The 23,827-nt window shown below is 63.9% G+C and carries 25 protein-coding genes and 3 pseudogenes; 14 read left to right on the top strand and 14 right to left on the bottom strand.

Features of this window, described 5'->3' with window-relative positions:
- Positions 1–35 precede the first annotated feature (35 nt).
- The 4 genes from K6K41_RS00970 to K6K41_RS00960 all read left to right on the top strand — a co-directional run bounded on the left by K6K41_RS00970 (position 36) and on the right by K6K41_RS00960 (position 3,629).
- Positions 36–902: a substrate-binding domain-containing protein gene (locus K6K41_RS00970; RefSeq protein ID WP_315855121.1), complete on the top strand. Its 867-nt coding sequence runs from the start codon at positions 36–38 to the stop codon at positions 900–902.
- A gap of 681 nt (positions 903–1,583) precedes the next feature.
- Positions 1,584–2,330 carry a sensor histidine kinase gene (locus tag K6K41_RS00965; RefSeq protein ID WP_261403568.1) on the top strand — a complete coding sequence of 249 codons (747 nt, stop codon included), beginning with the start codon at positions 1,584–1,586 and terminating at the stop codon, positions 2,328–2,330.
- Positions 2,320–2,781, top strand: coding sequence for a response regulator (locus tag K6K41_RS29210; protein WP_315855120.1), 462 nt, complete (start codon positions 2,320–2,322; stop codon positions 2,779–2,781). Before K6K41_RS00965 ends, K6K41_RS29210 begins: the two co-directional genes overlap by 11 nt.
- The gene (locus K6K41_RS00960) at positions 2,724–3,629 is read left to right on the top strand and encodes a sigma-54 interaction domain-containing protein (RefSeq protein ID WP_315855259.1); all 906 of its coding nucleotides are present in this window, start codon (positions 2,724–2,726) and stop codon (positions 3,627–3,629) included. Before K6K41_RS29210 ends, K6K41_RS00960 begins: the two co-directional genes overlap by 58 nt.
- Before the next feature lie 4 nt (positions 3,630–3,633).
- On the opposite strand, the gene K6K41_RS00955 is transcribed toward K6K41_RS00960, so the two are convergent.
- On the bottom strand, positions 3,634–4,581 hold the full coding sequence (locus tag K6K41_RS00955; RefSeq protein WP_261403567.1) for a hypothetical protein: 948 nt from the start codon (positions 4,579–4,581) through the stop codon (positions 3,634–3,636).
- 218 nt (positions 4,582–4,799) lie between these two features.
- On the opposite strand from K6K41_RS00955, the pseudogene K6K41_RS00950 reads away from it, so the two are divergent.
- Positions 4,800–5,323, top strand: a pseudogene (locus K6K41_RS00950) (arsenate reductase (azurin) small subunit).
- Positions 5,324–5,333: 10 nt separating this feature from the next.
- Positions 5,334–7,794, top strand: a pseudogene (locus K6K41_RS00945) (arsenate reductase (azurin) large subunit).
- Positions 7,795–7,840: 46 nt separating this feature from the next.
- On the opposite strand, the gene K6K41_RS00940 reads toward K6K41_RS00945, so the two are convergent.
- Entirely contained in the window at positions 7,841–8,116 is a 276-nt protein-coding gene (locus K6K41_RS00940; RefSeq protein WP_261403566.1) for a hypothetical protein, read from the bottom strand.
- 116 nt (positions 8,117–8,232) lie between these two features.
- On the opposite strand from K6K41_RS00940, the gene K6K41_RS00935 reads away from it, so the two are divergent.
- The 4 genes from K6K41_RS00935 to arsC are packed head-to-tail and all read left to right on the top strand — an operon-like array spanning position 8,233 to position 10,673.
- Positions 8,233–8,667 (top strand): ArsR/SmtB family transcription factor, encoded by a 435-nt coding sequence (locus K6K41_RS00935; protein WP_378148726.1) that lies wholly within the window; start codon positions 8,233–8,235, stop codon positions 8,665–8,667.
- Positions 8,654–9,175 carry an arsenate reductase ArsC gene (locus K6K41_RS00930; RefSeq protein WP_261403565.1) on the top strand — a complete coding sequence of 174 codons (522 nt, stop codon included), beginning with the start codon at positions 8,654–8,656 and terminating at the stop codon, positions 9,173–9,175. Before K6K41_RS00935 ends, K6K41_RS00930 begins: the two co-directional genes overlap by 14 nt.
- A 21-nt stretch (positions 9,176–9,196) precedes the next feature.
- Positions 9,197–10,252, top strand: a complete 1,056-nt coding sequence (gene arsB, locus K6K41_RS00925; protein WP_261403564.1) for an ACR3 family arsenite efflux transporter — start codon at positions 9,197–9,199, stop codon at positions 10,250–10,252.
- Positions 10,253–10,262: 10 nt separating this feature from the next.
- Positions 10,263–10,673: an arsenate reductase (glutaredoxin) gene (gene arsC / locus K6K41_RS00920; protein ID WP_261403563.1), complete on the top strand. Its 411-nt coding sequence runs from the start codon at positions 10,263–10,265 to the stop codon at positions 10,671–10,673.
- Between the two features lie 62 nt (positions 10,674–10,735).
- Here arsC and K6K41_RS00915 read toward each other — a convergent pair whose 3' ends face one another.
- Positions 10,736–11,710 (bottom strand): arsenic resistance protein, encoded by a 975-nt coding sequence (locus tag K6K41_RS00915; protein ID WP_261403562.1) that lies wholly within the window; start codon positions 11,708–11,710, stop codon positions 10,736–10,738.
- A 16-nt stretch (positions 11,711–11,726) separates the two neighbouring features.
- Positions 11,727–12,152 (bottom strand): MerR family transcriptional regulator, encoded by a 426-nt coding sequence (locus K6K41_RS00910; RefSeq protein WP_261403561.1) that lies wholly within the window; start codon positions 12,150–12,152, stop codon positions 11,727–11,729.
- A gap of 344 nt (positions 12,153–12,496) precedes the next feature.
- On the opposite strand from K6K41_RS00910, the gene K6K41_RS00905 reads away from it, so the two are divergent.
- The 4 genes from K6K41_RS00905 to K6K41_RS00890 all read left to right on the top strand — a co-directional run bounded on the left by K6K41_RS00905 (position 12,497) and on the right by K6K41_RS00890 (position 15,279).
- Complete coding sequence (locus K6K41_RS00905; protein ID WP_261403560.1) at positions 12,497–12,949, top strand: hypothetical protein; 453 nt, start codon at positions 12,497–12,499, stop codon at positions 12,947–12,949.
- Positions 12,950–13,015: 66 nt separating this feature from the next.
- Positions 13,016–13,375, top strand: a complete 360-nt coding sequence (locus tag K6K41_RS00900) for an ArsR/SmtB family transcription factor (RefSeq protein ID WP_261403559.1) — start codon at positions 13,016–13,018, stop codon at positions 13,373–13,375.
- Positions 13,372–14,082, top strand: coding sequence for an arsenical resistance protein ArsH (arsH, locus tag K6K41_RS00895; RefSeq protein ID WP_261403558.1), 711 nt, complete (start codon positions 13,372–13,374; stop codon positions 14,080–14,082). The genes K6K41_RS00900 and arsH overlap by 4 nt, the downstream gene beginning before the upstream one ends.
- Positions 14,083–14,085: 3 nt before the next feature.
- On the top strand, positions 14,086–15,279 hold the full coding sequence (locus K6K41_RS00890) for an MFS transporter (RefSeq protein ID WP_261403557.1): 1,194 nt from the start codon (positions 14,086–14,088) through the stop codon (positions 15,277–15,279).
- Between the two features lie 64 nt (positions 15,280–15,343).
- Here K6K41_RS00890 and K6K41_RS30080 read toward each other — a convergent pair whose 3' ends face one another.
- From K6K41_RS30080 to K6K41_RS00855, 10 genes and pseudogenes are all read right to left on the bottom strand, one after another.
- The gene (locus tag K6K41_RS30080) at positions 15,344–16,828 is read right to left on the bottom strand and encodes a TniQ family protein (RefSeq protein WP_378148720.1); all 1,485 of its coding nucleotides are present in this window, start codon (positions 16,826–16,828) and stop codon (positions 15,344–15,346) included.
- Positions 16,825–17,934 carry a TniB family NTP-binding protein gene (locus K6K41_RS00885; RefSeq protein ID WP_261403556.1) on the bottom strand — a complete coding sequence of 370 codons (1,110 nt, stop codon included), beginning with the start codon at positions 17,932–17,934 and terminating at the stop codon, positions 16,825–16,827. Before K6K41_RS00885 ends, K6K41_RS30080 begins: the two co-directional genes overlap by 4 nt.
- Positions 17,931–19,376: a transposase family protein gene (locus K6K41_RS00880; protein ID WP_261403555.1), complete on the bottom strand. Its 1,446-nt coding sequence runs from the start codon at positions 19,374–19,376 to the stop codon at positions 17,931–17,933. The genes K6K41_RS00885 and K6K41_RS00880 overlap by 4 nt, the downstream gene beginning before the upstream one ends.
- Entirely contained in the window at positions 19,310–20,089 is a 780-nt protein-coding gene (locus K6K41_RS00875) for a hypothetical protein (RefSeq protein ID WP_261403554.1), read from the bottom strand. Before K6K41_RS00875 ends, K6K41_RS00880 begins: the two co-directional genes overlap by 67 nt.
- A complete protein-coding gene (locus K6K41_RS00870; RefSeq protein WP_261403553.1) occupies positions 20,086–20,973 on the bottom strand; it encodes a hypothetical protein in 888 nt (295 codons plus the stop codon). Before K6K41_RS00870 ends, K6K41_RS00875 begins: the two co-directional genes overlap by 4 nt.
- Before the next feature lie 656 nt (positions 20,974–21,629).
- Positions 21,630–21,911: a DUF6634 family protein gene (locus K6K41_RS30075; protein ID WP_378148830.1), complete on the bottom strand. Its 282-nt coding sequence runs from the start codon at positions 21,909–21,911 to the stop codon at positions 21,630–21,632.
- An 8-nt stretch (positions 21,912–21,919) separates the two neighbouring features.
- On the bottom strand, positions 21,920–22,573 hold the full coding sequence (locus tag K6K41_RS00865; RefSeq protein WP_261403552.1) for an FtsH/Yme1/Tma family ATP-dependent metallopeptidase: 654 nt from the start codon (positions 22,571–22,573) through the stop codon (positions 21,920–21,922).
- A gap of 159 nt (positions 22,574–22,732) precedes the next feature.
- A pseudogene (locus tag K6K41_RS30070) lies at positions 22,733–22,978 on the bottom strand (AAA family ATPase); the annotation flags it as partial.
- Positions 22,939–23,409, bottom strand: coding sequence for an ATP-binding protein (locus K6K41_RS00860; RefSeq protein ID WP_261403551.1), 471 nt, complete (start codon positions 23,407–23,409; stop codon positions 22,939–22,941). The gene K6K41_RS00860 and the pseudogene K6K41_RS30070, both read right to left, overlap by 40 nt.
- Positions 23,410–23,501: 92 nt before the next feature.
- Positions 23,502–23,804, bottom strand: a complete 303-nt coding sequence (locus K6K41_RS00855; protein ID WP_261403550.1) for a hypothetical protein — start codon at positions 23,802–23,804, stop codon at positions 23,502–23,504.
- Positions 23,805–23,827: the final 23 nt, after the last annotated feature.

Raw genomic sequence — 23,827 nt, 5'->3', positions numbered from 1 at the left:
TAGCCTTCTTCGTCGAACGGTAGTGAGGGCGAGAGGTGGTTGCACCCATCGTCGACAGGCGCGCGATCCTGATGGGGACGCTGACGCTGTTGCCATGCGTGGCCGCAGGCTCGCCGAGCGCCGCGGCGCCGATACGCGTCGGCCTCACCCCGGTTTTCCTGTCGTCCGATCTCGAGCTCACTGGACGTCTGGCGGCCTACCTCGAAAAGGCCACCACCCGTCCGGTCGAGCTCGTCACGCGGCGCACCTACCAAGAGGTGACCGCGATGCTGGTGGCGGGCCAGCTCGACGCAGCCTGGATCTGCGGCTTCCCGTTCGTCGCCCACCGATCCGAGCTCCAGCTCGTCGCGACGCCCGTCTGGAGGGGGCAACCCCTATACCGCGCCTACGTGATCGTCGACCGGGACCGGAAGGCCGGCGGCATCGCCGCGCTGCGTGGGGACATCCACGCCTACTCCGACCCGGACTCGAACTCCGGCTTCCTCTGCACGCGCGCGGCCCTCGCCGAACTCGGCGAGCGGTCGGAGACCTTCTTCTCACGCTCGTTCTTCACCTACGGGCATCGCAACGTGATCGAGGCGGTGTCCTCGGGCCTCGCCGCCTCCGGGTCGGTCGACGGCTATGTCTACGACGTCGTCTCGGAGCTGGAGCCGAAGTTCGTCGCCCGCACCAGGGTCCTGCGCACGTCGGAATGGCTCGGCTTCCCGCCTATCGCCGCGCCGGCGTCACCGCCGGACGCAGGCCGCCTCAACGCCCTGAAGGCAGCCTTACTCGGCATGGACGGCGACGCCGACGGCCGAGCAGTGCTTGCACTGCTGAAGCTCGATCGCTTCGCGAGCGAGCCACTGGGTCTCTATGACGCGATCGCCGCCAAGGCGGCGATGGTCGCGGCTGCGGGATAGCGACATGAGGGTCGACCCGAGACGCTGGCCGATCACGTTCAAGGTACCGGTCGCGGTCGCCATCCTCATGCTAGTAGCGGGGGCAGTGCTGTCGGAGCGGGTGCTCGACCGCCTTGGCGACATCCAGCAACGCCATCTTCGTGAACTCGCCCAAGGCTATCTCGACGGCCTGTCCTCGGCGGTCGGGCCGTCCGTACTAAGGGACGACGTCTGGGAGGTCTACGACGCGATCGCGCGCGCCCGGGACCAGTACAAAGGCCTCCGGCCCTCCGAGGCAGTCGTCACCGATCCGCGTGGCGCGGTGATCGCCGCCTCCGACCCGCGGTCCCACGCGGTCGGGTCCGCCTTCGTGCCAAGCGAGTCTCGTCCATTCGCATATGAGAGCGGATCGGCCACCGCCCGGGCCCACCGCGAGCTGTCCTATCCCGGCCGCACCATCGGGCACCTCTACGCGACATTCGACACGAGCCACCTCGCCGCCGAGAGACGCGATGTGATAGCGACCCTGCTGGTCACTAACGGCATCCTGGTGGCATTCTTCGCCGCCGCCGGCTGGCTGGTGGTCGCGCGGATGATGCGACCCGTCCGCGTTCTCACCGAGCACCTCGGGGCGTCGTCGGACGGCGTCGCCGTCCCGATCGCGGACTGGGAAGTCGAGCGAAGCCGGGTGAGTTCCGGCGGATGTTCCGGGCCTACAACGGCCTGTCCACCTCGATCACGGAGCGCGACGAGCTGCGCAAGCGCCTCGCCGAGGAGGAGAGGCTCGGCAGCCTCGGACGGCTGGCTACCTCGATCGCGCACGAGATCAACAACCCGCTCGGCGGCCTGTTCAACGCGCTCTCGACGCTCCGATCGCACGGTCACGTTCCCGCGGCCCGCGACGGCGCGATCGGCCTGCTCGAACGCGGGCTTGCAGGGATACGCGACGTCGTCCGAACAACACTTGCGGTCCACCGTCCCCGGGAGGGGGCGCGGAACCTAAGGCCAGACGACGTCGACGACCTGCTCGTGCTCGTGGCGGCGGAGGCGCGACGGGAGTCCGTTCGGGTTACGGTCACCGCCAGACTGGCCGCTGAGGTCCCGATCCCGAGCGGTCCCGTCCGGCAAGCATTGCTCAACATCTTGCTGAACGCGATCGCGGCCGCGCCGCACGTGTCCGTCGTGGAGCTCGCCGTTGTCGGCACGCGGGAGTCGGTCACGTTCGAGGTGCGGGACCGCGGCGAGGGTCTGCCCGTCGAGGCCGCCGCGATGCTGACAGAACCGGACCGGCTCCCCACCGCGGGCGCTGGGCTCGGGCTTTGGACAACCCGGGGTCTGGTGGCCGAGATCGGGGGCGTGCTCGAGACCGAGACGTTGCCCGGAGGCGGGACGCTCGTCCGCATGGTCGTGCCACTTGCCCGAGACGAGGTGCTCGCCGATGTCGCTTGAACGCCGATCCATCGGGATCGTCGAGGACGATCCAATCATGGGCGAGAGCCTCGTCCAGCGGCTGACGCTCGAGGGCGCTAAGGTGACTTGGTGGAAGGACGGCGCCTCGGCGGTGGCGGGCATGGGCCAGGAGCGCCGCCACGCCGTCATCTGCGACATCCGGTTGCCGGACCTGAACGGCGAGGACGTGTTCAAGGCAACTTCAGGATCCTCGGCGCCGCCGTTCCTGTTCATCACGGGCCACGCGGACATCGACCAAGCGGTGAGGCTGATGAGGTCGGGCGCGGGCGATTACGTCACCAAGCCGTTCGAGATGGAGGACTTCCTCGACCGCCTGTCCGGCATCGTGAGCGAGGCGCCCACGGCCGAAGGCTCATCGGGGTGTCGACCGCCATGCGAGAGGTCGAGGCCCTGCTCCGCCGTGTGGCGAAGGTGGGAAGCACGGTGCTGATCGGCGGCGAGACCGGGACGGGCAAGGACGTGGCCGCCCGGTTCCTGCACTCGGCCGCTTCGCTCAAACCTGCCTCGTTCATGGCGGTCAACTGCGCGGCGATCCCGGCGGACCTCCTAGAGAGCGAGCTGTTCGGCCACGAACGGGGCGCCTTCAGCGGCGCCACGCGCAGGCACATGGGGTACGCGGAACGCGCATCAGGAGGCACGCTGTTCCTCGACGAGATCGCCGACCTAAGGCTCGACCTCCAAGCCAAGCTGCTTCGGCTGATCGAAGACCGCTTCTTCTCGCGCGTCGGCGGCGAGAAGCCGTTGAAGTTCGACGGAAGGCTTGTCGCTGCGACGAACGCCGACCTCGGCGCGCGGGTGAAGGAGGGGCGCTTCCGCGAGGATCTCTTCTACCGCATCAACGTCGTGTCGGTACGAATGCCATCGCTTCGAGATCGAGCCGACGACATCCCTTGGCTGCTGGACCGGGCGTTCACGGAGTTCTCCGCTTCGCTTCCCGAAGCGCCCAGGGGGCTCAGCGCGCTGGCCGAGGAAGCGGCGCTGGCGCACGACTGGCCGGGCAACGTTCGCGAGCTCCGCAACCGCGTGGAGCGCGCTGCCGCTCTCGCACTCGGGCCGTGGATCATGCCCGCAGACCTGTTCCCGGAGAAGGGTGAGACTTCCGAGGCCGGTCGGGATATCCCCTCCCTCGAGCAGGCTCGCCAGGACACTGAGCGACGTCACATCCTGCGAGCCCTCGCGGCATCGAACGGAGAGACCGGAGCGGCCGCTCGCCTTCTCGACGTCGGCCGGACGACCCTTTGGGAGAAGATGAAGAAGCTCGGGATACCGACTCCCTGAGAAGTTAGGCGTTGAGCTCTTCTCCGCAGGTGTGGCAGTGCCCCACCCAGTCGTCCCCGTTGTCCGCGATCACGTCACCCGGGCAGCTTGTGCACTTTCGCCGCTCGACCTTCGACGTCTGCCCGCACATGACGCAGGTGAGCACCGTGCCCGACTCATCGAGGTAGGCGGTCCCGCATCCTGGCTTCTCAAGCCCGGCATACCGGGTGTCGCCTTCGTAGACGCAGTCGTGGCAGAGATAGCGTCGACGCGATTTTTCCTGTCCGAACAGAGCCTTGAACTCGCCTTTCTTCAGCAAGCTGACGACGGCCGGCCACTCGTGGAGCACGACCATGTGGGTCGAAGTGTACTTCCCGTCGTGCAGCCATGCCGCCCTCGGGTCGGCGAAATCCAGTCGGTCGGCGAGCCACTGCCTGCCGGGCCACACGGCGACGTAGAGCGACACCGCAAGGCGCATGAGTTCGTCAGGCGTCATCGTCACGCCCGCCTCACCCAGATGCGTGATCTTGTTCCGTCGCGACCGGAGCTGCGTGTAAGCGGTTATGAATTCGTCCGAGACGGGCTGGTCCGTCAGCGTGTTGACCGCCCCCGGCAGGTCGACGGCGTCGAGCGTCCTCAACTCCGAGAAGTCGATCGACTTGGGCGAGGCGGAGAGGTTCATGGCGCTGTCGAGCAACAGCAGGTAGGGGCTGACCGCGCAGACCCTCGCCTTCAGCGCCAGCTCCACGGACTGCTGCAGCAATGAAGAGATCGACTGAAGGTCGGTCTGGGCTGCGACTAGGTAGTCCTCCCATTCGGTCGGCCAGTCCTTGACGGCCGTCCCGACGTCGAACGTCTGTTCGAACATGAGCGCGAAGTCCGTCCAGACGTCGAGGAGGTCGCTCCACGCGCGGAAGTAGATCCGCAGTGCGACGTTGTTCAGGCTCTCCCGGGTGGGAAGGTTCGTGATCATGGCTGCGTCAGCGGGCTCGGGGGGCGTGCAGCCTACCGACGAATCCTTCTGTCGGAAACCCGGATCGGGCAGCCCAAAGACGTTCGGGTTGCCGGACGGCAGCTTTCAGATTTTCAGCTCCATACCGTTCGATTTCGAACAGTTCTAAGCGTTGGCCCGCGGCCTGCAATTCCTCGTCGCCCGCTCGATGGAACGGGCTCAGAGACGGGGAGAAGCTCATGGCGAGCTGCGAACGACTGATTGACGTTGGGAGGCGCCGTTTCCTTGCAGGCGCGGACTCGCGGCCGCGGGGGGAGCCGCCGCGACCGTCATGCCGGCCGGGCCGGCCCGGGCGGCGCCGACCGCCGCGCTGGTGAAGTACCCGTCCAACCGGCTGGGCAACGTCAGCGAGCTCAAGGTCAACGAGGCTCTCGACGTCGCCTATCCCGACCAGGACGCGCCCGGCGTGCTGCTCAAACTTGGCAAGCCCGTCGAGGGCGGCGTCGGTCCCGACAGCGACATCGTCGGCTTCGCCGCCCTCTGCCCGCACAAGGGCTTCTACATGAACTACCGCCCGGACGACCGGACGCTGAACTGCCCCGGGCACTTCTCGCGCTTCGACTGCGAGAAGGGCGGACAGCAGGTCTGGGGCCACGCGACCCAGAACCTTCCCCAGTACGCGCTGCGGGTCGACGAGAAGGGCGACATCTACGCCGAGGGCGTGGACGAGCTTCTCTACGGCCGCCTGTCGAACACGCTCTGAGGAGGATCCGATGGTCTACAAGCGCCAGATCGGGCGGCTGCCCATCGTCCCGCGGACGCCAAACAGCACAACGTCACCCTGCCACTACTGCATCGTCGGCTGCGGCTACAAGGCCTACACCTGGGACGCCCGCTACGAGGGCTGGACCGACCCGAAGGCGAACGCCTTCGGCGTCGACCTCGGCAAGCAGCAGGTCCAGGACACGGAAGCCTGGTACGCCCCCTCGATGTACAACGTCGTCCGCCAGGACGGCCGCGACGTCCACATCGTCATCAAGCCCGACAAGGGCTGCGTGGTGAACTCGGGCCTCGGCTCCGTGCGCGGCGCACGCATGGCGGAGATGAGCCACTCGAAGACGCGCGGGACCCAGCTTCAGCGCCTGACCGACCCGCTCGTCTGGCGCTACGGCCAGATCCAGCCGACAAGCTGGGACGACGCGCTCGACCTCGTCGCCCGCGTGACCGCGGCGGTGATCGCCGAGCAGGGCGAGGACGGCCTCTTCGTCTCGGCCTTCGATCACGGCGGGGCCGGCGGCGGCTACGAGAACACGTGGGGCACGGGAAAGCTCTACTTCGAGGCCATGAAGGTGCGGAACATCCGCATCCACAACAGGCCCGCCTACAACTCCGAAGTCCACGGCTCCCGCGACATGGGCGTCGGCGAGCTAAACAACTGCTACGAGGACGCCGAACTCGCCGACACGATCGTCTGCGTCGGCAACAACCCGCTCGAAGCCCAGACCAACTACTTCCTAAACCACTGGATGCCGAACCTGAACGGCATGTCGGCGGCCAAGAAGAAGGCGACGTTCGGGGACGAGCCGAACGAGCGCGGCCGCATCGTGTTCGTCGACCCACGCCGGACGGTATCGGTCAACGCCTGCGAGACCGCGGGCAAGGACAAACGTCCTCCACCTCGCGATCGAGTCCGGAACTGACCTCATCCTGTTCAACGCCTGGCTGACCTACGCGGCTGAGAAGGGCTGGATCGACAGGCCGTTCATCGAGGCCTCCACCAAGGACTTCTACAAGGCGCTCGCGGCCAACAAGGTCTCGGTCGTGGAAGCCGCGAAGGCGACGGGCCTTTCCGAGGCGGACATCGTCAAGGCGATCACCTGGATCGCGGAGCCAAAGGCCGGAAGCCACAGGCGACGGACCATGTTCGCCTACGAGAAGGGCCTGATCTGGGGCAACGACAACTACCGAACCAACCAGGCGCTGGTGAACCTCGCGCTCGCCACCGGGAACGTCGGCCGACCGGGCGGCGGCTGCGTCCGCATGGGCGGCCACCAGGAGGGCTACTCGCGCCCCTCCGACGCCCATGTCGGCCGTCCGGGTCCCTACGTCGACAAGCTGCTGATCGAGGGCAAGGGCGGCGTCCACCACGTGTGGGGCTGCGACCACTACAAGACCACGCTGAACGCCATGGAGTTCAAGCGGGTCTACAAGCAGCGGACCGACCTCGTGAAGGACGCAATGAATTCGGTCCCCTACGGCGACCGAGATGCAATGGTCGAGGCGATAATGGGCGCGATCCGCAAGGGCGGTCTCTTCTCGGTCGACGTCGACATCGTGACGACCAAGATCGGCGCCGCCGCGCACGTGATCCTGCCCGCTGCGACCTCCGGCGAGATGAACCTCACCTCCATGAACGGCGAGCGGCGCATGCGGCTCACCGAGCGCTACATGGACCCGCCCGGACAGGCGATGCCGGACTGCCTGATCGCCGCGCGGCTCGCCAACAACCTCGAGCGCGTGTTTCGGGCGGCGGGAAAGAACGACGTCGCCGACAAGTTCAAGGGCTTCGACTGGAAGACCGAGGAGGACGCCTTCATGGACGGCTACCACGCCCACGAGGGCGGCGGAGAACACGTCAACTACGAGCGCCTGCGCGCGATGGGCAACAACGGCTTCCAGGAACCCGCGACCGGGTTCCAGGACGGCAAGATCGTCGGCACCAAGCGCCTCTTCGCCGACGGCAAGTTCAAGTCGAAGGACGGCAAGGCGACGTTCGCCGAGACCCCTTGGCGCGGGCTGCAGGCCGCGGGCAAGCAGGCCGAGAAGGACAAGTTCCCGTTCCTGATCAACAACGGGCGCGCGAACCTCGTCTGGCAGAGCGCCTACCTCGACCAGGCGGACGAGTTCGTGCAGGACCGCTGGCCGTACCCGTTCGTCGAGATGAACCCTGACGACATGGCGGAGCTGAAGCTCGGCGAGGGCGACCTCGTCGAGATCCACAACGACAACGGCGCGACGCAGGCCATGGCCTACCCGACGCCGTCGGCCAGGCGTGGCCAAGTCTTCATGCTGTTCGGCTACCCGACGGGCGTGCAGGGCAACGTGGTGTCGGCGGGCGTGAACGAGTTCGTCATCCCGAACTACAAGCAGACCTGGGGCGCGATCCGGAAGATTTCCGACGCGCCCGAGAGCGTCAGGAACGCGAGCTACAAGTCCAAGGAGTACCGGGCCTGAGGCGTCGGGCGCCGGGACGGCGAACGTCCCGGCGCCCGATCGTCGCTCACGCGGCGCTCCTCGCGAGCAGCACGTAGCCGACGAGGACGACTGCGGCGCCGAAACTCGCGATCCGGTAGGCGTTGCGGGAGGGCCCGCCGACGCACGCCACGGCGTATGCGACGAGGGTCGCGGCCGCCAGCATCGCGACGGGCACTGCAGCCAACAGGTCGTGGCCGGCGGCGTTGTGTTCGGCGCCCCAGCGGCCGAGGTCCATCGCCGTCGCGGCCAGCGCGAACGCCGCCATTACGCCCCACAGGGCCTGTCCGGGGATTCTCGACATCTCGCTCCTGCGGCTCGGTGGCCGATCCGGCGACCATCGCCATTGACCCCGCTTCCTCGCTCATATAGCGATACATCGAGTTTTCTCGATATCTAGTCAAACGTCGAAGGCTGCGTATGAACGCCATGACCAAGCCGGGGGCCGGCCCCGCCGACTCCGGACCGATGACCGAGGAGGACGTCTCCGCGGTCGAGGCCCTGTCGGCGCTCGGTCAGGTCACCAGGCTGCGCATCTTCCGCATGCTGGTCTCGCGCGCCCCGGAGGGCTTGCCCGCGGGCGTGATCGCCGACGCCGTCGGTTGCCTGCAGAACACGCTCTCGACGCACCTCGCGATCCTGTCCCGTGCGGGCCTGGTCCAAGGCGTCAGGGATGGCCGCTCGATCCTCTACAGCGCTGACCTCGAGGGGATGCGCGGCCTTGTCGGCTACCTGCTGACCGACTGCTGCAACGGTCGCCCCGAGGTCTGCGCGCCGATCTTCGAAACCCTCCAGGGGAGCTGCGGATGCGGCCCCCGTCCATCCGACCGGGAGAAGAACGATGGATGCGACTGAAGCCCAGCGCCCCTACAACGTCCTGTTCCTATGCACGGGCAACTCCGCGCGCTCGATCATCGCCGAGTGCGTGATGAACCGTGAGGGCCAGGGACGCTTCAAGGCGTTCTCGGCCGGGAGCCACCCGCGCGGCGAGGTAAACCCCTTCGCGCTCGACCTGCTGAAGCGGACGAACTTCGACGTCTCGGGCCTCCGCTCGAAGTCCTGGCACGAGTTCGCCGAACCCGGCGCGCCCGAGCTCGATTTCGTGTTCACGGTCTGCGACGACGCCGCCGGGGAGGAATGCCCCTACTGGACGGGACAGCCCATGTCGGCGCACTGGGGCATGCCGGATCCGGCTGCCTTCGAAGGCTCGGACACCGAAAAGGCGCTCGCCTTCGCGGACACGATGCGCGGCCTGACGAACCGGATCTCGATCTTCGTCAGCCTGCCGCTCAAGACCATCGACAAGCTCTCGCTGCAGCGCCGCCTCGACGAGATCGGCAAGACCCACCCGTCCGCGGCCTGATCCACCGAGAAGAACGAGCCGATGTCCCTGTTCGAACGCTACCTGACCGTCTGGGTCTTCCTCTGCATCGTCGTCGGCGTCGCCCTCGGCTACGTCGCGCCCGGCCTGTTCCAGGCGATCGGCGCGCTCGAGGTCGCCAGCGTGAACCTGCCTGTCGCCGTGCTGATCTGGCTGATGATCATCCCGATGCTGGTCAAGGTCGACTTCGCGGCGCTCCGCGAGGTCAGCTCGCACTGGCGGGGCATCTCGGTGACGCTGTTCATCAACTGGGCGGTCAAGCCGTTCTCGATGGCGCTGCTCGGTTGGCTGTTCATCGGCTGGCTGTTCCGGCACTACCTGCCCGCCGACCAGATCGACAGCTACATCGCCGGGCTGATCCTGCTGGCTGCCGCCCCGTGCACCGCGATGGTCTTCGTCTGGTCGAACCTGACGAAAGGCGACCCGCTCTTCACGCTGAGCCAGGTCGCCGTCAACGACGCGATCATGATCGTGGCCTTCGCGCCGATCGTCGCGCTGCTGCTCGGCCTGTCGTCGATCACCGTGCCGTGGAACACGCTGATCCTCTCGGTCGGCCTCTACATCGTCGTGCCCGTCATCGCGGCCCAGGTCCTGCGTTCCCGGATCCTCGCTTCCGGCGGCGAAGCGGCGCTCGGCAAGCTGCTGTCGGCGCTCCAGCCGCTGTCCCTCGTCGCCCTTCTCGCGACGCTGGTCCTGCTGTTCGCCTTCCAGGGAGAGCAGATCATCGCGCAGCCGGCCGTAATCGCGCTGCTCGCCGTGCCGATCCTGATCCAGGTCTACTTCAACTCCGGCCTCGCCTACCTGCTTAACCGGGCTTCCGGCGAGGCGCACTGCGTCGCCGGGCCATCCGCGCTGATCGGGGCGTCGAACTTCTTCGAGCTCGCGGTCGCCGCGGCCATCAGCCTGTTTGGGTTCAAGTCCGGGGCGGCGCTGGCGACCGTCGTCGGCGTGCTGATCGAGGTGCCCGTGATGCTCTCGGTCGTCTGGATCGTGAACCGCTCGAAGCCCTGGTACGAGGCCCGCGGCGTCCGCGCGGTCGCCTCGCAGCAGAAGACCTGAGGAGGTCGTCATGACCGAGTCCGTCACCATCTGGCACAACCCCGACTGCGGCACGTCCCGCAACACGCTCGCGATGATCCGCGCCGCGGGGATCGAGCCTACCGTCGTCGAGTACTTGAAGGCGCCGCGAACGCGCGAAGAGCTGGCTAAGGCCATCGCAGCCGCGGGGCTGAGCCCACGCGAGGCCGCGCGGGAGAAGGGCACGCCCTTTGCGGAGCTCGGCCTGGGCGAGGCGTCCGTCACCGACGACGCGATCCTCGACGCGATGCTGGCCCATCCGATCCTGATCAACCGCCCATTCGTGTTCACCTCGCGCGGCGTGCGGCTCTGCCGTCCGTCCGAGGTCGTGATCCAGATCCTGCCCGCGCCTCTGGCCGAGGACTTCACCAAGGAGGACGGTGAGGTTGTCCGGGCGGGCTGAGTCCGATTTGAACTTTGAGCAGCCACAAGCCTCGGACGCCGCTCAATACTACGACCTGACGATCAGGCAGGTGCCACCCGCCGATCGCGATGCAGCCTTGGCACCAGCCGGATGTAGACCAGCTCGCTCACCAGCTCGACGATCGTCTGCGTGACGATCACGGCGGGCAGCAGCGGCGCGCCGCCCGGCACCGCGAAGGCGAGTGGCAGGACCACGAGGGAGTTCCGCGTCGCCGCGCTGAACGACACCGCGCGCCCTGCAGCGGCCTCGAGGCCGAAGAGGCGAGCAGCCCCGAGACCGAGCAGCGGGGCGAGCACGGCGAAGGCGACGTAGACCGGGGCCGCGGCCATGGCGGCGGGAAGCGCTTCGCCGATCCTGGGAGCGACGGCCGCCAGCACGAGGACCAGCACCAGCGCGGTCGCGGGCACGGGCAGCAGTCCAAGCGCTTTCGACGCCGAGGCTCCGGCGCGGGACCGGCCCGCCCAGAACTGCACCGCCGCGGCGAGCAGCAAGGGGAGCGCGATCAGCCAGACGAAGGCGTGAACGAACGGGCCGGGCTGTACGAGGCCGGACGCCGCGTCGCCCAGCATCACACCGAGCTGGACGGGCAAAAGGAGCATCTGAGCGATCAGCAGGATCGGGGTCGAGGCGAGCAGCAGGCGCGCGTCGCTGCGGCCGAGATGCGCGAACGTCACCACGTAATCGATGCAGGGCGTCAGCAGCACCATGAGCACGCCGAGCCGCAGCATCGGGTCTTCGGGTAGGAACTGGACAAGGCCGAACGACAGGAGCGGCACCGCGACGAAGTTCACGGCGAGGAGCGCGGCGAGGAAGCGCCCGTTCTTCAGCGCGGCGCCCAGCTCGACGAGCGGCACCTGCAAGAAGGTGACGAACAGCATCAGGGCGAGTGCGGGGTTGATCGCGGCCTCGAGCGCCTCGGCGCCGCCGATCGCCATCCCGGCGAGGCCGCCCACGACGATAGCCGCGAAGTAGATAGCGACCTGTCGCGCCTCGAGCGTCTCCCGAACCTGCTCCATCCCAAAGCTCCCCATGTCAATGTCCGCAGCCGCAGTCGGGCCGTGCAAGGTCTTCGAGGATCACGCAGTCGGATCCCGGCCCTCCGGCGCATGACTCGTCGCAGCGCGTGACGAAGTCGGCGATGCTCCGCTCGAGCGCCCGCAGCTCCTTCAGCTTCTTCCGCACCTCGGCGAGCTGGGCCGCGGCGAGGTCGCGCGCCTCGACGCAGGGGCGCTCCGGGCTCTCCAGCAGGCCGACGAGGTCGCGCACGCGCTCGATCGGGAAGCCGAACTCGCGGCACCGCCGGATGAAGGTCAGGCGGCTCACGTCGCCGTCCCCGTAGGACCGCTGGCCGCCGTCGCGCCGGGCCGGCTTCGGGAGCAGACCGATCTCCTCGTAATAGCGGACCGTCGGGGCGTTGGTGCCCGTCAGGCTCGCCAGCTCGCCGATCTTGAGCTCCATCCCGAGCCCTCCGTTTTCCCTCTTGAACCTCAAGTTACTTGAAGTGGCACATCAGGGCGAGCCGACGCCGCGGGACGGTCCTGCGGCATGACGGCCCAGAGGTTTTCGCCCGTGTCCGCTGCTGCCACCGCCGTCGCCTGCTCTCTCGCTCCCGCGCCATCAAGGAGCGCATCGACCTCATCGGGGACCTGAACCGCGAGACCTTGAGGACTTGGCGCCGGACCGGGCCGCGGCTCGAGCTGGGCTATGCCTCCGACGCGGAGGCCCGCACCCGCCTGCTGGTCGAGAGCGAGCGCCAGTGCTGCGGCTTCCTCCGGTTCGACGTCCGCCGCGAGGGCGAGGTGGTGGTCCTCGCGATCACGGCGCCCGACGACGAAATGGCCGACGCGGTGCTGTCGCCGTTTGAAAGCGGAATCCCGGAAACGGTGGTGAAGGAGGGATTCGTGACCGCAAGGACAGAAATGGCCGTCGTGACGGCCGCGGCGACCAGCGCGACGGCCGCCGTCGCCTGTGGTGCGTGCGGCGTGCTTCCGCTGGCGCTCCCGGCCGTGGCGCTCGGGACGTTCGGGGGCGTCCTGTCGTGGTTCGCGGGCGCACGGATCTGGATGGTCGCCATCGCCGCCGTCGCCGTGCTCGGCGCCTGGATCTGGGTCTGGCTTGAAAGCCGACGGACGGCGCGCCGACCCGCTCGATCGACCATGGCGATCATGATCGCGGCTTCGATTATGCTGGCGCTCGCGGTCTTGTGGCCCATGATCGAGGGGCTGATCGTAAACGCAGTCAAAGTGCAAGCATGAGGCGACCTCCGGCAGGCCACGCAGAGGTGGGTTGACGTGCGTCCATATGTCGATATTTATCGACATATGGACAAGTTAGAAGTCATCGACGCCTTCGGGGCGCTTGCCCAGCCGACGCGCCTCGACGCGTTCCGCCTGCTCGTGATGCACGAGTCCGACGGGCTTCCCGTCGGCGAGATCGCGCGCGGCCTCGACGTCCCCCACAACACCCTCTCGACCCATCTGGCGATCCTGGCGAGGGCCGGCCTCGTGAAGTCGGAGCGCCGAAGCCGCCTTGTCGTCTACCGCGCGGACCTGGACGCGGTGCAAGGCCTCGCCTCCTTCCTGCTGAAGGACTGCTGCGCCGGGCATCCGGAGGTCGCCGCGGCCTTCGCCGCCACGGCCTCGTCCTACGGCGCAGCGCCGAAGAAAGGCGACCGCTCGTGACCGACCTCCCGAACCTCGACGAGGCCTCGTTCCGGGCGACGGACCTCTCCCGGCTTCATGGACCGCGGTCGACCCATCCGCCGCGCGTGCTGCTGCTCTACGGTTCGCTCCGGCCCGTCTCCTACAGCCGCCTGCTGACGCTCGAGGCCGAACGCCTGCTGAAGCGGCTCGGCTGCGAGACGCGCGTCTACGACCCTGCAGGCTTGCCGCTGCCCGACGACGGCCCGGCCGACCACCCAAAGGTCGCCGAGCTGCGCGAGCTCTCGCTCTGGTCCGAGGCGCAGGTCTGGACCAGTCCCGAGCGCCACGGCGCCATGACGGGCGTGATGAAGTCGCTGATCGACTGGATCCCGCTCTCCGTCGGCTCTGTCCGCCCGACGCAGGGGCGCACGCTCGCGGTGATGCAGGTCTCTGGCGGCTCGCAGTCGTTCAACGCCGTGAACCAGATGCGCGTGCTCGGCCGCTGGATGCGGATGGTCACCATCCCGAACCAGTCGTCGGTGGCCAAGGCCTTCCAGGAGTTCGGCGAGGACGGGCGGATGAAGCCGTCCGCCTACTACGACCGCGTGGTCGACGTGATGGAGGAGCTGGTGAAATTCACGCTGCTCACCCGCGACGTGTCCGACCACCTGACCGACCGCTACAGCGAGCGGAAGGAGACCGCCGCGGCGCTCGAGGCGCGGGTCGACTTGAAACGGGCCGTCTGAGGCGTGGAGACGACGGCGCCGTCGCCGCCCGGCGTCAGGATCGCAGTCCCGCTGCTCGGCATTGCCCAGATCGTATCGTGGGGCTCGAGCTTCTACCTGCTCGCAGTCCTCGCGACGCCGATCTCGGCCGACACCGGATGGCCGTTCGCCTGGGTGGTCGGCGGCGGTTCGGTCGGGCTGCTCTGCTCCGGGATCGCCGCGCCCTTCGTCGGCCGCATGATCGACGGCTTCGGCGGGCGGCAGACCATGGCGGCCGGCTCACTGCTGATGGGAGCGGGTCTCGCCGCGGTCGGGTCGTCGACCGGGCTCGCGACCTACCTGCTAGGCTGGGCCGTGCTCGGCTTTGGCATGGGCGCCGGGCTCTACGACGCGGCGTTCTCGACGCTCGGCCGGATCTTCGGGGCGTCGGCGCGGCGCGCCATCACCAACCTCACCCTGTTCGGGGGCTTCGCAAGCACGGTCTGCTGGCCGCTGTCGGCGCTCGCGGTCGAGCATGTCGGCTGGCGCGGCGCCTGCTTCGCCTACGCCGTCGTCCAGGTGCTCGTCATGGCGCCGACGCTGTTCCTCCTGCTGCCGCGCGAGGCCCGAAAGGTCCCGACCGCCCCTGACCGTTCTGGCGCCGGCGCGATGACCTCGCGTGAGCGCCGGACCTTCTGGCTGCTGGCCGGGATCCTGATGGCGAACGGGGCGGTCCAGACGACGGTGTCGGTGCACCTGCTGACGATCCTGCAGGCCCAGGGCATGGCGCTCGCAGCCGCGGTCGCGGTCGGCGCGCTGATCGGTCCGTCGCAGGTCGGAGCGCGCGTGGTCGAGATGCTGGTCGGCGAGCGGCTTCACCCGACCTCGACCCTCGCTTGGGCCGGGGCGCTGGTCGCGGTGGGCGTGGTGTTGCTCGCGCTCGGCGCCGGGCCCGCCGCGGCCGCTGTCGTGCTCTACGCCGCCGGGAACGGTGTCTGGTCGATCGCGCGCGGTACGGTCCCGCTCTCGCTTTTCGGGCCGGAGCGCTACGCGGTCGTCATGGGACGGCTCGCGGCTCCGAACCTCGTCGTTCAGGCGCTCGCCCCTTTCGTGGCCGGCCTGGCGATCTCACGTGCCGGGAGCGTTGCAATGTTAAGTACGCTGGCTGTTCTGGCGACATTGAACCTAGGCGCGACAGCTGTGCTACTGGGCGCTCGAAGAGAGCTCTCTAGAGACTGAATGCTGCAGCAAATTCCAGGCATCAGAGAGGAGATACGATGTTGTTTCTCAAGATTGGCCTATGCTAAATAGTTAACGCTGGCGTCTCTACTACATCTAAGAAATCGGACAAGCGGACAAGCAAAGCACTTAAGCCTGTCTGTCCGCGCCTTAATGCTACTACCGGGAGGACGCCCTGACGAATCGCCAAGATTAGGCTTCCGAGTGATGATCCGTGTTCGCAAGCAAGCGAGACCACCGAGTCAACGTTCGACTGTGGCTGCGGAGATATACGAGCTTCAGATTTCAGATCTTTTAGAAGCTGCTCGACTTCTGCCCTCACATATGGGCGTTTCTGAACCTGAGGCCCGCCCTCCCTAGGCGTGAGAAGATCTGTTTCTAGCACTTCATCGAGCTGAGCCAAGTTAACCCCGAGAAGGTCAGCTAGCTCCTGTATAGAAATAAACGGTCTAATACGATGCATTGAGCGTATGCCGTCGACATCGAGACCAACCGTCCACGAAGCAGCCTGATGAGAAGCCCGATCAACAGCGTCCCGATCACTCTGCGGCTGAGCGCTTGCCGGATCGATATGAGCAAGGTCGCTTATCCGTCGCGTGATGTGTGACGCTCCATAGTGTTGACCGGTAGACAGGTTGAATATCTTCGACGAATGCTCTTGCACGATGACGGCAAGTGGACTGCAAAACCTCTCGCCTCCCTTTCGAGTGAGCCATCCCCAAAACGGTCCATAGGCTGTAGAGATGTCCGGATGCGGGTGGTCAGGCTGCTTGGACAGCCGGTAGGCTTCTTCAAGAGCGTCCGCTACTTGCCCAGCGGCTACGCATTGAAACCCTCTCACCCAGACCGCCCGACGAGACAGGCCGAGACTGCCAAAACTTGTTCCATGACGGCCTAGTGGGAGAGCGGCGATCCGTTCAATCGTCTCTAGAGCGCTTGTTATCGGCAAATCCATCAGCACTTCGGGCTCGGATTGGCTCTTCGTGAGCTCGAAGCGTCCCAGGATCCATCGGTCGAGTTCAACTTCGTTGGGGTTTGCCGCCTTCGGCACGGTTTTACGCACGTCGCCGTCGACGCAATGCGAGCATTTTGTCAGCGATCCGTCCCCCCACCCCAGAGCGTGACCGCAACTGCAAGCAACTGTCAGAACGGTCTGGTGCTTGGGGCATGTCGCGACCATCGAGAGGTCCCACCAAAAGCGATGGTAACAAGCCTCGTCCAGACAGGCCGTGCAAAGGCGTCTTCCGCTGATGAGGATATCCGATGGGTATCGCAGCACTTCACCGCGAATCTCGACTGTTCGCCCAGGCAACTTCTTGAGATGAAGAGACGATAGGTCGTCCGCGTCACATCCGGCCATACCAGCCAGGGCGTCTAGCTGCTGACCCGTCCTCACGCGCCGCAACTCAAGCCCAGTCAGCGCCTGCATCATCGACATGCGCTGGATGCCATTTCGATGACTAAGCCTTAGTAAGACGCCGTGGGCCGGCTCGTCGGGCCTGACGTCGGGTGTCCGGAGTGGGGGGAGCCACTTATCGAGAGGGCTCATCTCAAGATGCCTGAGAAAGCTTCGCCCCTTCGAGAAGCTTTGCCTAGACGAGCCGCAACCGCCGCAACCTCTGCGTTCTTTGCGTCCTTCAGTCGATTTGGCAGATCCGTAAGATCTTCCGCCGAAAGCAAGAATGGGTTCAATGCGTCGGGCACGCCGCGCATCTCTCTAAGAAAATCTATCAGACAATGTTTGTCTAGGCAGTGACGGTTGCTTCTTATCGCATGACGAGCGGCCAATCGGACGATCGTTGCGATCCGACCTTCATAACCCCCACAATGGATGGCCAGCGGGACGAAAACTTCTGGCTCGGAGAGATGGGAGGCCACTTCAAACGGAAGTTCTTTGTTCAAAGTGGCACAGAGGATTGCCAAATCCGAGGCAGGATTGGCGTCAATCGCGAGCGGCTCGATCGTCCTTTCGACTCCTCCGATCCATTTGACCTGCGGGTTAGCCGTCTTTACGTCTAAAGTGTGCGGTAAGCCAACGCATAATATCTGTACACCCGATACTTTAGCGATCAGTTTGAACACATCGGCAGCCGCATAAACTTCATGATTTTTTCCGCTTTCGCAGACGTGCTGGGCATCATCAAAGATCAGCAACTTGGTCCGCTGGCCAACCAATTGCGCACAAAGCAAAGACTGCTGTTCTCCGAAGGTGATTTTTCCCTTTATGGCAACTCCAAGTGCGGCCAGTACGTCTGCGAGCAAACCCTTAAAGGTCGGCGCTTTCGGTACTTCGATTGCAAACACTGGTCTTTCGATACCGTCGCGCGTCATTTTGTCGACCGACATCAGAGCCGCAGCGTGACGATCAGAACGAAAGCGCTGAGAGATGAACTCACCCTGTACTTTGTCCGCAAGATCGCGCATAGCCGTTTCAACAGCAGTGGTCTTTCCTGCACGGGTCTCACCAAGCAGAAATGAAATCTCACCTTCCGGCGAGCAGCCGTGGCTTTCGATACATTCCTGAATAAAGGAGACAGAATCGAGAAGCGTGGGCGTGTCCGCGATAAAGTTTCCGATGTTCGATAGGCGCGCCGATAAAGACATCGATGACCACGCGGACGCGTCTGCTTTGATTGGGGTGCTCGAAATGGTCATACGCGCCTCCTGCCAGTAAAAGTTCTCTCCTCTCGGGGTTGCTCTGTCGCCGCTGCTTCCACGAGAGGAGGGATGGTCGCCGGTGGCCGCCACGAGCCGACCGGCTCACCGTCTGATCTTTTGGTCGGGTACGGATCCACCGGCATCAGGACCTTCTCCCTGTAGGGTCCGGCCGGGTCCGGAGCGGGAGAAAGAACAGGACCGTCAAAATCGTGACTTCCCATCCGGCTCTCGCTTTCCGTGGGATCGGTTCGATTTCTATGGATGTGTTCCGACGGACGCGTGCCCTGTGTCACGAGCGCTACGATTTGTTTTGGTGGCACTCCGCTACGGCGGTGAGCGCCATTGATAGCGTCGCGGACCTTTTGCTCGCCTCGAGCTAGTTTTAGCTCGTAGTCTTCATCGACTATCTTCTGTTCAGCGCTCGCCTTTCGTACGAAGTTGTACTGCGCCAGTGTCAGTTTAGATGCTGAGTCTTCGGATACGCAGTGCCCGACCACCCAATCAAGCGTATCGGGATCAAGAATATATGCTTGAGTAAGATCAAGCGGGTCGATTCTCACTTCGACTCGGCTATTTTTCGGAAGTCGTGCGCGAAGCGCCTGGAACTCAATAGAGTTAAACCGCAGTCGGTTGTAGGAAACCCCGCTCTGAAGCAGTCTGCGCTGGACGACCAACCCCACTAGCGGTGAGAGCAGCTCCATTGGAGGCGGCGGCTTCGGGCCAACTTTTCGCATCCCTTCCTGCCATGCCTTGATAGGGCATTGGCCCGTCGAGGAATGCTCTTGAGCGTTATGAACGTCGACGACCCAACGCAAGACGACTGTCTTGAATTCATCAAACCCTATAATTGCAAATGTTTTTGGATCAGCATTCTTTCTCTTCTGGGGGTTAGAAAATGTCGTTCCCGGTATTCTGTGCGTAATTTGTTGGTTCTTGCTGTGAAACCAGCTTTCAATCTTACCCTTCAAATCTCCTCTTGCTTTTGAAAGCTGAACAAGCTTCATGTTCAACGCAGCCTCTGCGGCCGCCATTGAGATGCTTAAAAACTCCGCCCCTTGATCTACAAAAAGCTGGTCTGGCGCACCCCAGCATGGCCAGTCGAATTCAAACGAAACCCCCGTCGCCTCGTAGACATCGTTAAGGAGTGCATCCTTGGGCATGACAGCCTGACGGAGCGCCTCCATAACGGAGACCCAAGAAGGCGGCACGAAGCTAATCGTGAACCCAAGGATCATTCGCGAATATCTATCAATGAGTGCCGTAATGTACGGCCGTCCAAGCACTATGTCGTTGTGCCGGACCATCAAATCAATGACCGTATGATCGATCTCAACTTCTGCGAGAGGATACTTGCCGTCGGGGCCTGCTCCTATCATCCGCAGCTGACGCCGAGCCTCCTTTTCATCCCATTGTCTGGCCACGAGCTCATAATGGCCCATTTGGCGATACGGTCTTCGACAACGCCGCGGCCGAGGATATGTTTGCTTTTACCTGGAAGCTTACGTCCTTCTTTATCTACCTTTAGGCGAACAAGCTGTCTGGCGCGCTTGAGCGTCTGGCTAATACTTCCTCTGGTGCAATTGGCGTGCACCTCAAGTATTGCTTTGTCGATCTCGGCGTAGACCCAGTCGTCATACCGGGCTTCTTTGTTGCCGCGTTTTGAAGTGCTGGGAATGAGTGCTCGAATATCAAACGCGCATCCGACCCAGCGATTGTACCACTCGCGCGCTAGCCGAAATGACGGCTGGGCTATCGTCTTTCCGATTTCGGTCTCTGCGACACGAGCAAGGGCTGGCCCGACGTGAGCGGACTTATCTCGATGGGCCCAAGGCAGTTCGTGGATTGCCCGACAGTAGGCGAAGCGAGCGGTCGCCTCCATTCGTGCGACGTCACCGAACACGCTCAGATCGCGTGTGAGGTTGATCCTCACGCTGTCGGGTATCGTCTGGTAGGAGATGTCCGACGTGAGTTTTAGCTGTCGGATAAGCTCGATCTGGCGATCGAACGTGATTTCGACCGGCTCAGCCTCAGAATCGTCAGCTGGCAGAAAGGATCGTCCGGTTCGCGTGAAACCCTGGACGGTATGCCGGCGTCCGTAAATCAACACGGTCGAGCCGGGAGCCATTCTGGGGGGAGCGAGACGGACCGTCATTGCGGTTCGCGCTCTGCCTGGGAATTCGTGAAGGTGCTCGCCGAGGAGAAAACCGTCGATCGGTCAAGCCGAATATAACCCTGACGATCAAGCCTTATCGCGCATTCAATGGCGCGGAGAGGATTGTCGATCGCGCTGCCAAGATCGGCGACAGTCGCCTGCGCCATCAACGAAGGCAGCGCCATCACGGCCTTCATCAGCAGGCCCTCATCGACGAAAGGCCCGAGGTGGCGATGCGTGAGATAGGCGTTGGAGAGACGCGGCTCGACTCGGATTTCCTGTTCAGTGAGCAATCTGAAAGCAAAGCCTTGGGAGCGGGCCGCTACCGCGCATGCGTCGACCCATGCGCGCCGGTAGGCGGCAAGGGATGGGTCTGAAGGGCGAAGCCATGAGAGGTTTTTCACCTCGACGAGTTCAGCGGTAAAACCGACTCGACGGATGAGATAATCGGGCGTCCATTTCAGCTCGTGGCCTTCGACATAAATCGCGAGCGGCGCTGGCTGGGACTGGACATCGATCAGGTCGTCTTCGGTCGCGTCTGTGACGATGACGAAGTCGCACTCGAGAAGACTATCACCCGCCACAAGCTTGTAGCGGAGCCGCGTCATAGGAACGTCTCCGCAGTAGGTTTCACGACCGCGATAGCGTACCTTCTTCGTCTCAGATCCCCGGAGACGCGGGCTTTTCTTCTCCTGGATTTCCGTCCGCGATCGACGCGGCTGTCGCGCCGCGCGTTTCTCGGGCATGAGCGGTGTGCAGATGTTCGGAACGAGGTCGTCCGTTTCGTCGACTGACGACGTCTCGATCCGCCGAACATGATAGGTCGTAACGCTACCGGAGGCGTGTGCTGACAATCCGTTTGCGACAACGGAGACGTCGATCACAGGGGCGGACTTACCTTTAGGCACGCAGCTTTCCTTTCACCCGCGATTTTTTCAATCGGGGCGTTGAAGCTTGCGAAGCAGCGTGCGAATCTGGCGATAGCGGTGCACAGGGGCTTGTGACGCTTCGCACGTCACGACGCTTCGCACGCCGTTTCTGCAACTGAGACTGATTTCCTGAGGCTGGCCGGTAAGCGTGACCTCGGGACCGAAAACAGAAGGCGCGCAGCTACATGCTGCGCGCCTTTTTTATGCTTGATACGTTAGCCATGATTTTCTCCGACGCTGCTCCGCGCTGCCCGGTCGGACCTCGCATTTTTAGGAAAACCGATTTTCTGGAAAGTATCTTCTCCCGCTGAGATTTTTTTTTGAGTCTCCGCCCCGCTGATTGCGGGCGGCTCTGTTTTATCAGAGTCTAGCGAGGTCGTTGTCTATAGTAATGTTCGAGATTAAGCCGATATTATTCACGGTCCAGCGCAATCCGGAGGGTGTGGGGACTCGGTAGCGACTCTGCTGAATGAAAAAGCTGGATCAGTACACATCTCGTGCACTATGGTGTAGTTTGCTTCCCACTTCGTATCGATGGCCCGGTCAAGTTGGCAAAATCCAGATCCAAGCCCCAGTTACTGCCAGGCTCCGCGAGAAAAGCCTACGCAACCTCAGTCGAGGATCGAGGGGTGCGGGTCCTGCAGAACGTAAAAGCGACTTAAAGTTCTCGCCCAACCGGGTCCTTCAGCGACAATGGCCGACGTTCTGATCGGACCCGGACCGACGAGCGGGTGGCGCCGAACGCAGCCAATCAGGGCATGGTTCGCCACGACCGCCCTGCGCCAATCGGACAGAACCGGAGCCATCGCCAGCTGGTCGATCGTAGGGCGATCCGAATTTGCGGAAATCAGCCTGAGATCGAGCGACAATCGGTCGAGACGTTCCGCCTCCATTAGCCAGTTCATGGTGTCGCCTCGAGTTTGCCGGACATGAAGGCCGCGATATCGTCGGCATGCATGAACCTCCGATGCAGGAGTTCGTCCGCGAGGGCCGCTAGCGCCACTTTATGGCGAGCAAGCAGGCTCAAAGCGGCGGCATAGGCGTCCTGAAGGTCTTTTTCGACCTTGGTTCGAAGGTCCTGATCTGCTCGGACCAGCCTTAAAACCTCGTCAGCAGGACCGACGAAGGCCAGCGTTTCACCAAGGCCAAAGCTTCCGTGCCGAGCCGCCGACAAGGCTGTAGCCTGTCCTAGATCGGAGTGCGGCGCGCCGCCGGCGCCTCCGTTGGCTTTGCCGCTCAGAAGCACATCAGCCGCTCGGCCCGCCAGGAGCGCTACAAGCACATCATCGATCGTAAATTTGTCCAGCACCCGAGGCGGCGGCATGAGATGCGTGACGCCGCGCTCGACATCGACACTGAGGAGACGGTCCCCCAGCAAGAGATTGGCGAGTGCGTGACCGGCTTCGTGACGGGCCGCCGTGACGAGCACGTCACCTGAAAGGGCATCGCTCGGCTTCATCGCTTGAAGCAGGTCATCGACCGTCAGACGGCGATCCAGATCACGGGCTGCCTGCTTCGCTTCGCGGACGACGCGCTGGAGGTCGGCGCCGCTCATTCCGGCCGCTCTGGCCGCGCAGGGTCGAAGTGCGTCCGTAGATAAGGCGCTCTTTACATAAAACTCGAGTATTAATAGTCTGTCAGCCTCATTTGGCAGTCCAATGCTTACGATTGTCTCCAGACGTCCTGAACGTTTGAGAGCCTTGTCGACGCGATTAAGGTTATTGCAGGCTCCGACAACGATTAGTCCAGGAGATTTAACGGCGCCATCAATTGCTGTGAGCACTGCATTTACGAAATTGAGCCACCATGAAGCACTGTCTCCATTTTCAAAATCTCGATCGACGATGGAGTCGACTTCATCGATAAAGAGAAACCCGGGCTGGTACGATGTCGCCTTATCAATTGCGCTTCTTGCGGCCTTTAAACAGTGCCGAGATGCGTGTCTCCCGACCCCATCCAATCGGAAACCGAAGTAATTACCGAAGGAATTTTCAAGCTTTTCGCGAATGATCGTGCGAATATTGATTTTCCGACGCCCGGAGGCCCGACGAGCAATGCGCCTCGGGGAAGATCCGCCAGAGTGACGTCGGGATCACCTGAACGTAAGCGCTCAAGGGTTCGCAGCGCCGCAAGTGCCCAAACTTTAGCGGCTCCGTAACCCGCCAGCTGCTCAAGGTGAGGGACCGCTTCATCGTCCTGATTTTGGCCAGCCGACAGCGACTGGAGCCTGACGAGCGTCCGCTCGATCGGAGCGCGAGGTCGGATCGCAATACAGAGCGCATCGAGATCGAGGGTGTTGAGGATCGGTACGCTTTCCGGAACGACCACAGCGCCGGTCGCCTCCGAAAGGGCCTCCGCGATAGCGCGACGATCGGGACGAGTGATCTCCAACCGCAGGTCAGGATTATCCTGGAGCGCAGGCAGAGGAGCGCTGCCAGGACTGAACACTCCAATCGCAGACGTGCCCGACAGAAGCTTGACGATCAGCGTGTCGTGGTCGGGATCGTCTTTCGGCGAGCCCGCTTTTCGCGGCGGCGATCTTTTAAAAATGAAGGGCTTCGTTGATCCTCGTCGGTTCTCGAACAGCCCGGCGATCGGCCCATCACTGCGTTCGCCCAGACTTCCGTCGGCGTGTTGAACAGGATTATGATCTGATCGTCGAGGCATGAAGCGACCACCGCGGGGGTCAGCGCTTTTTTCACGGCGTTCTGGACCAAGATCTGCCGAAATGAGCCCGCAGTTTCCCGTTCGCCAACATCGCTGTCGGCGTCGTCAAAGATCGTCATCTAGAGAAAATTCCTTTCGCGGG

The sequence above is a fragment of the Chenggangzhangella methanolivorans genome (genome assembly GCF_019797865.1).
GTDB lineage: Bacteria > Pseudomonadota > Alphaproteobacteria > Rhizobiales > Methylopilaceae > Methylopila > Methylopila methanolivorans.
Note: the sequence above shows the minus strand (reverse complement) of the source record. Positions and strands in the feature narration are given on the sequence as shown.

Coding starts and splice junctions, on each gene's coding strand:
- K6K41_RS00965 (WP_261403568.1), top strand. CDS start 1,584: ATGTTCCGGGCCTACAACGGCCTGTCCACCTCGATCACGGAGCGCGAC.
- K6K41_RS29210 (WP_315855120.1), top strand. CDS start 2,320: ATGTCGCTTGAACGCCGATCCATCGGGATCGTCGAGGACGATCCAATC.
- K6K41_RS00960 (WP_315855259.1), top strand. CDS start 2,724: ATGCGAGAGGTCGAGGCCCTGCTCCGCCGTGTGGCGAAGGTGGGAAGC.
- K6K41_RS00955 (WP_261403567.1), bottom strand. CDS start 4,581: ATGATCACGAACCTTCCCACCCGGGAGAGCCTGAACAACGTCGCACTG.
- K6K41_RS00940 (WP_261403566.1), bottom strand. CDS start 8,116: ATGTCGAGAATCCCCGGACAGGCCCTGTGGGGCGTAATGGCGGCGTTC.
- K6K41_RS00935 (WP_378148726.1), top strand. CDS start 8,233: ATGAACGCCATGACCAAGCCGGGGGCCGGCCCCGCCGACTCCGGACCG.
- K6K41_RS00930 (WP_261403565.1), top strand. CDS start 8,654: ATGGATGCGACTGAAGCCCAGCGCCCCTACAACGTCCTGTTCCTATGC.
- arsB (WP_261403564.1), top strand. CDS start 9,197: ATGTCCCTGTTCGAACGCTACCTGACCGTCTGGGTCTTCCTCTGCATC.
- arsC (WP_261403563.1), top strand. CDS start 10,263: ATGACCGAGTCCGTCACCATCTGGCACAACCCCGACTGCGGCACGTCC.
- K6K41_RS00915 (WP_261403562.1), bottom strand. CDS start 11,710: ATGGAGCAGGTTCGGGAGACGCTCGAGGCGCGACAGGTCGCTATCTAC.
- K6K41_RS00910 (WP_261403561.1), bottom strand. CDS start 12,152: ATGGAGCTCAAGATCGGCGAGCTGGCGAGCCTGACGGGCACCAACGCC.
- K6K41_RS00900 (WP_261403559.1), top strand. CDS start 13,016: ATGGACAAGTTAGAAGTCATCGACGCCTTCGGGGCGCTTGCCCAGCCG.
- K6K41_RS30080 (WP_378148720.1), bottom strand. CDS start 16,828: ATGAGCCCTCTCGATAAGTGGCTCCCCCCACTCCGGACACCCGACGTC.
- K6K41_RS00885 (WP_261403556.1), bottom strand. CDS start 17,934: ATGACCATTTCGAGCACCCCAATCAAAGCAGACGCGTCCGCGTGGTCA.
- K6K41_RS00880 (WP_261403555.1), bottom strand. CDS start 19,376: ATGGGCCATTATGAGCTCGTGGCCAGACAATGGGATGAAAAGGAGGCT.
- K6K41_RS00875 (WP_261403554.1), bottom strand. CDS start 20,089: ATGACGGTCCGTCTCGCTCCCCCCAGAATGGCTCCCGGCTCGACCGTG.
- K6K41_RS30075 (WP_378148830.1), bottom strand. CDS start 21,911: ATGGAGGCGGAACGTCTCGACCGATTGTCGCTCGATCTCAGGCTGATT.
- K6K41_RS00865 (WP_261403552.1), bottom strand. CDS start 22,573: ATGAGCGGCGCCGACCTCCAGCGCGTCGTCCGCGAAGCGAAGCAGGCA.
- K6K41_RS00855 (WP_261403550.1), bottom strand. CDS start 23,804: ATGACGATCTTTGACGACGCCGACAGCGATGTTGGCGAACGGGAAACT.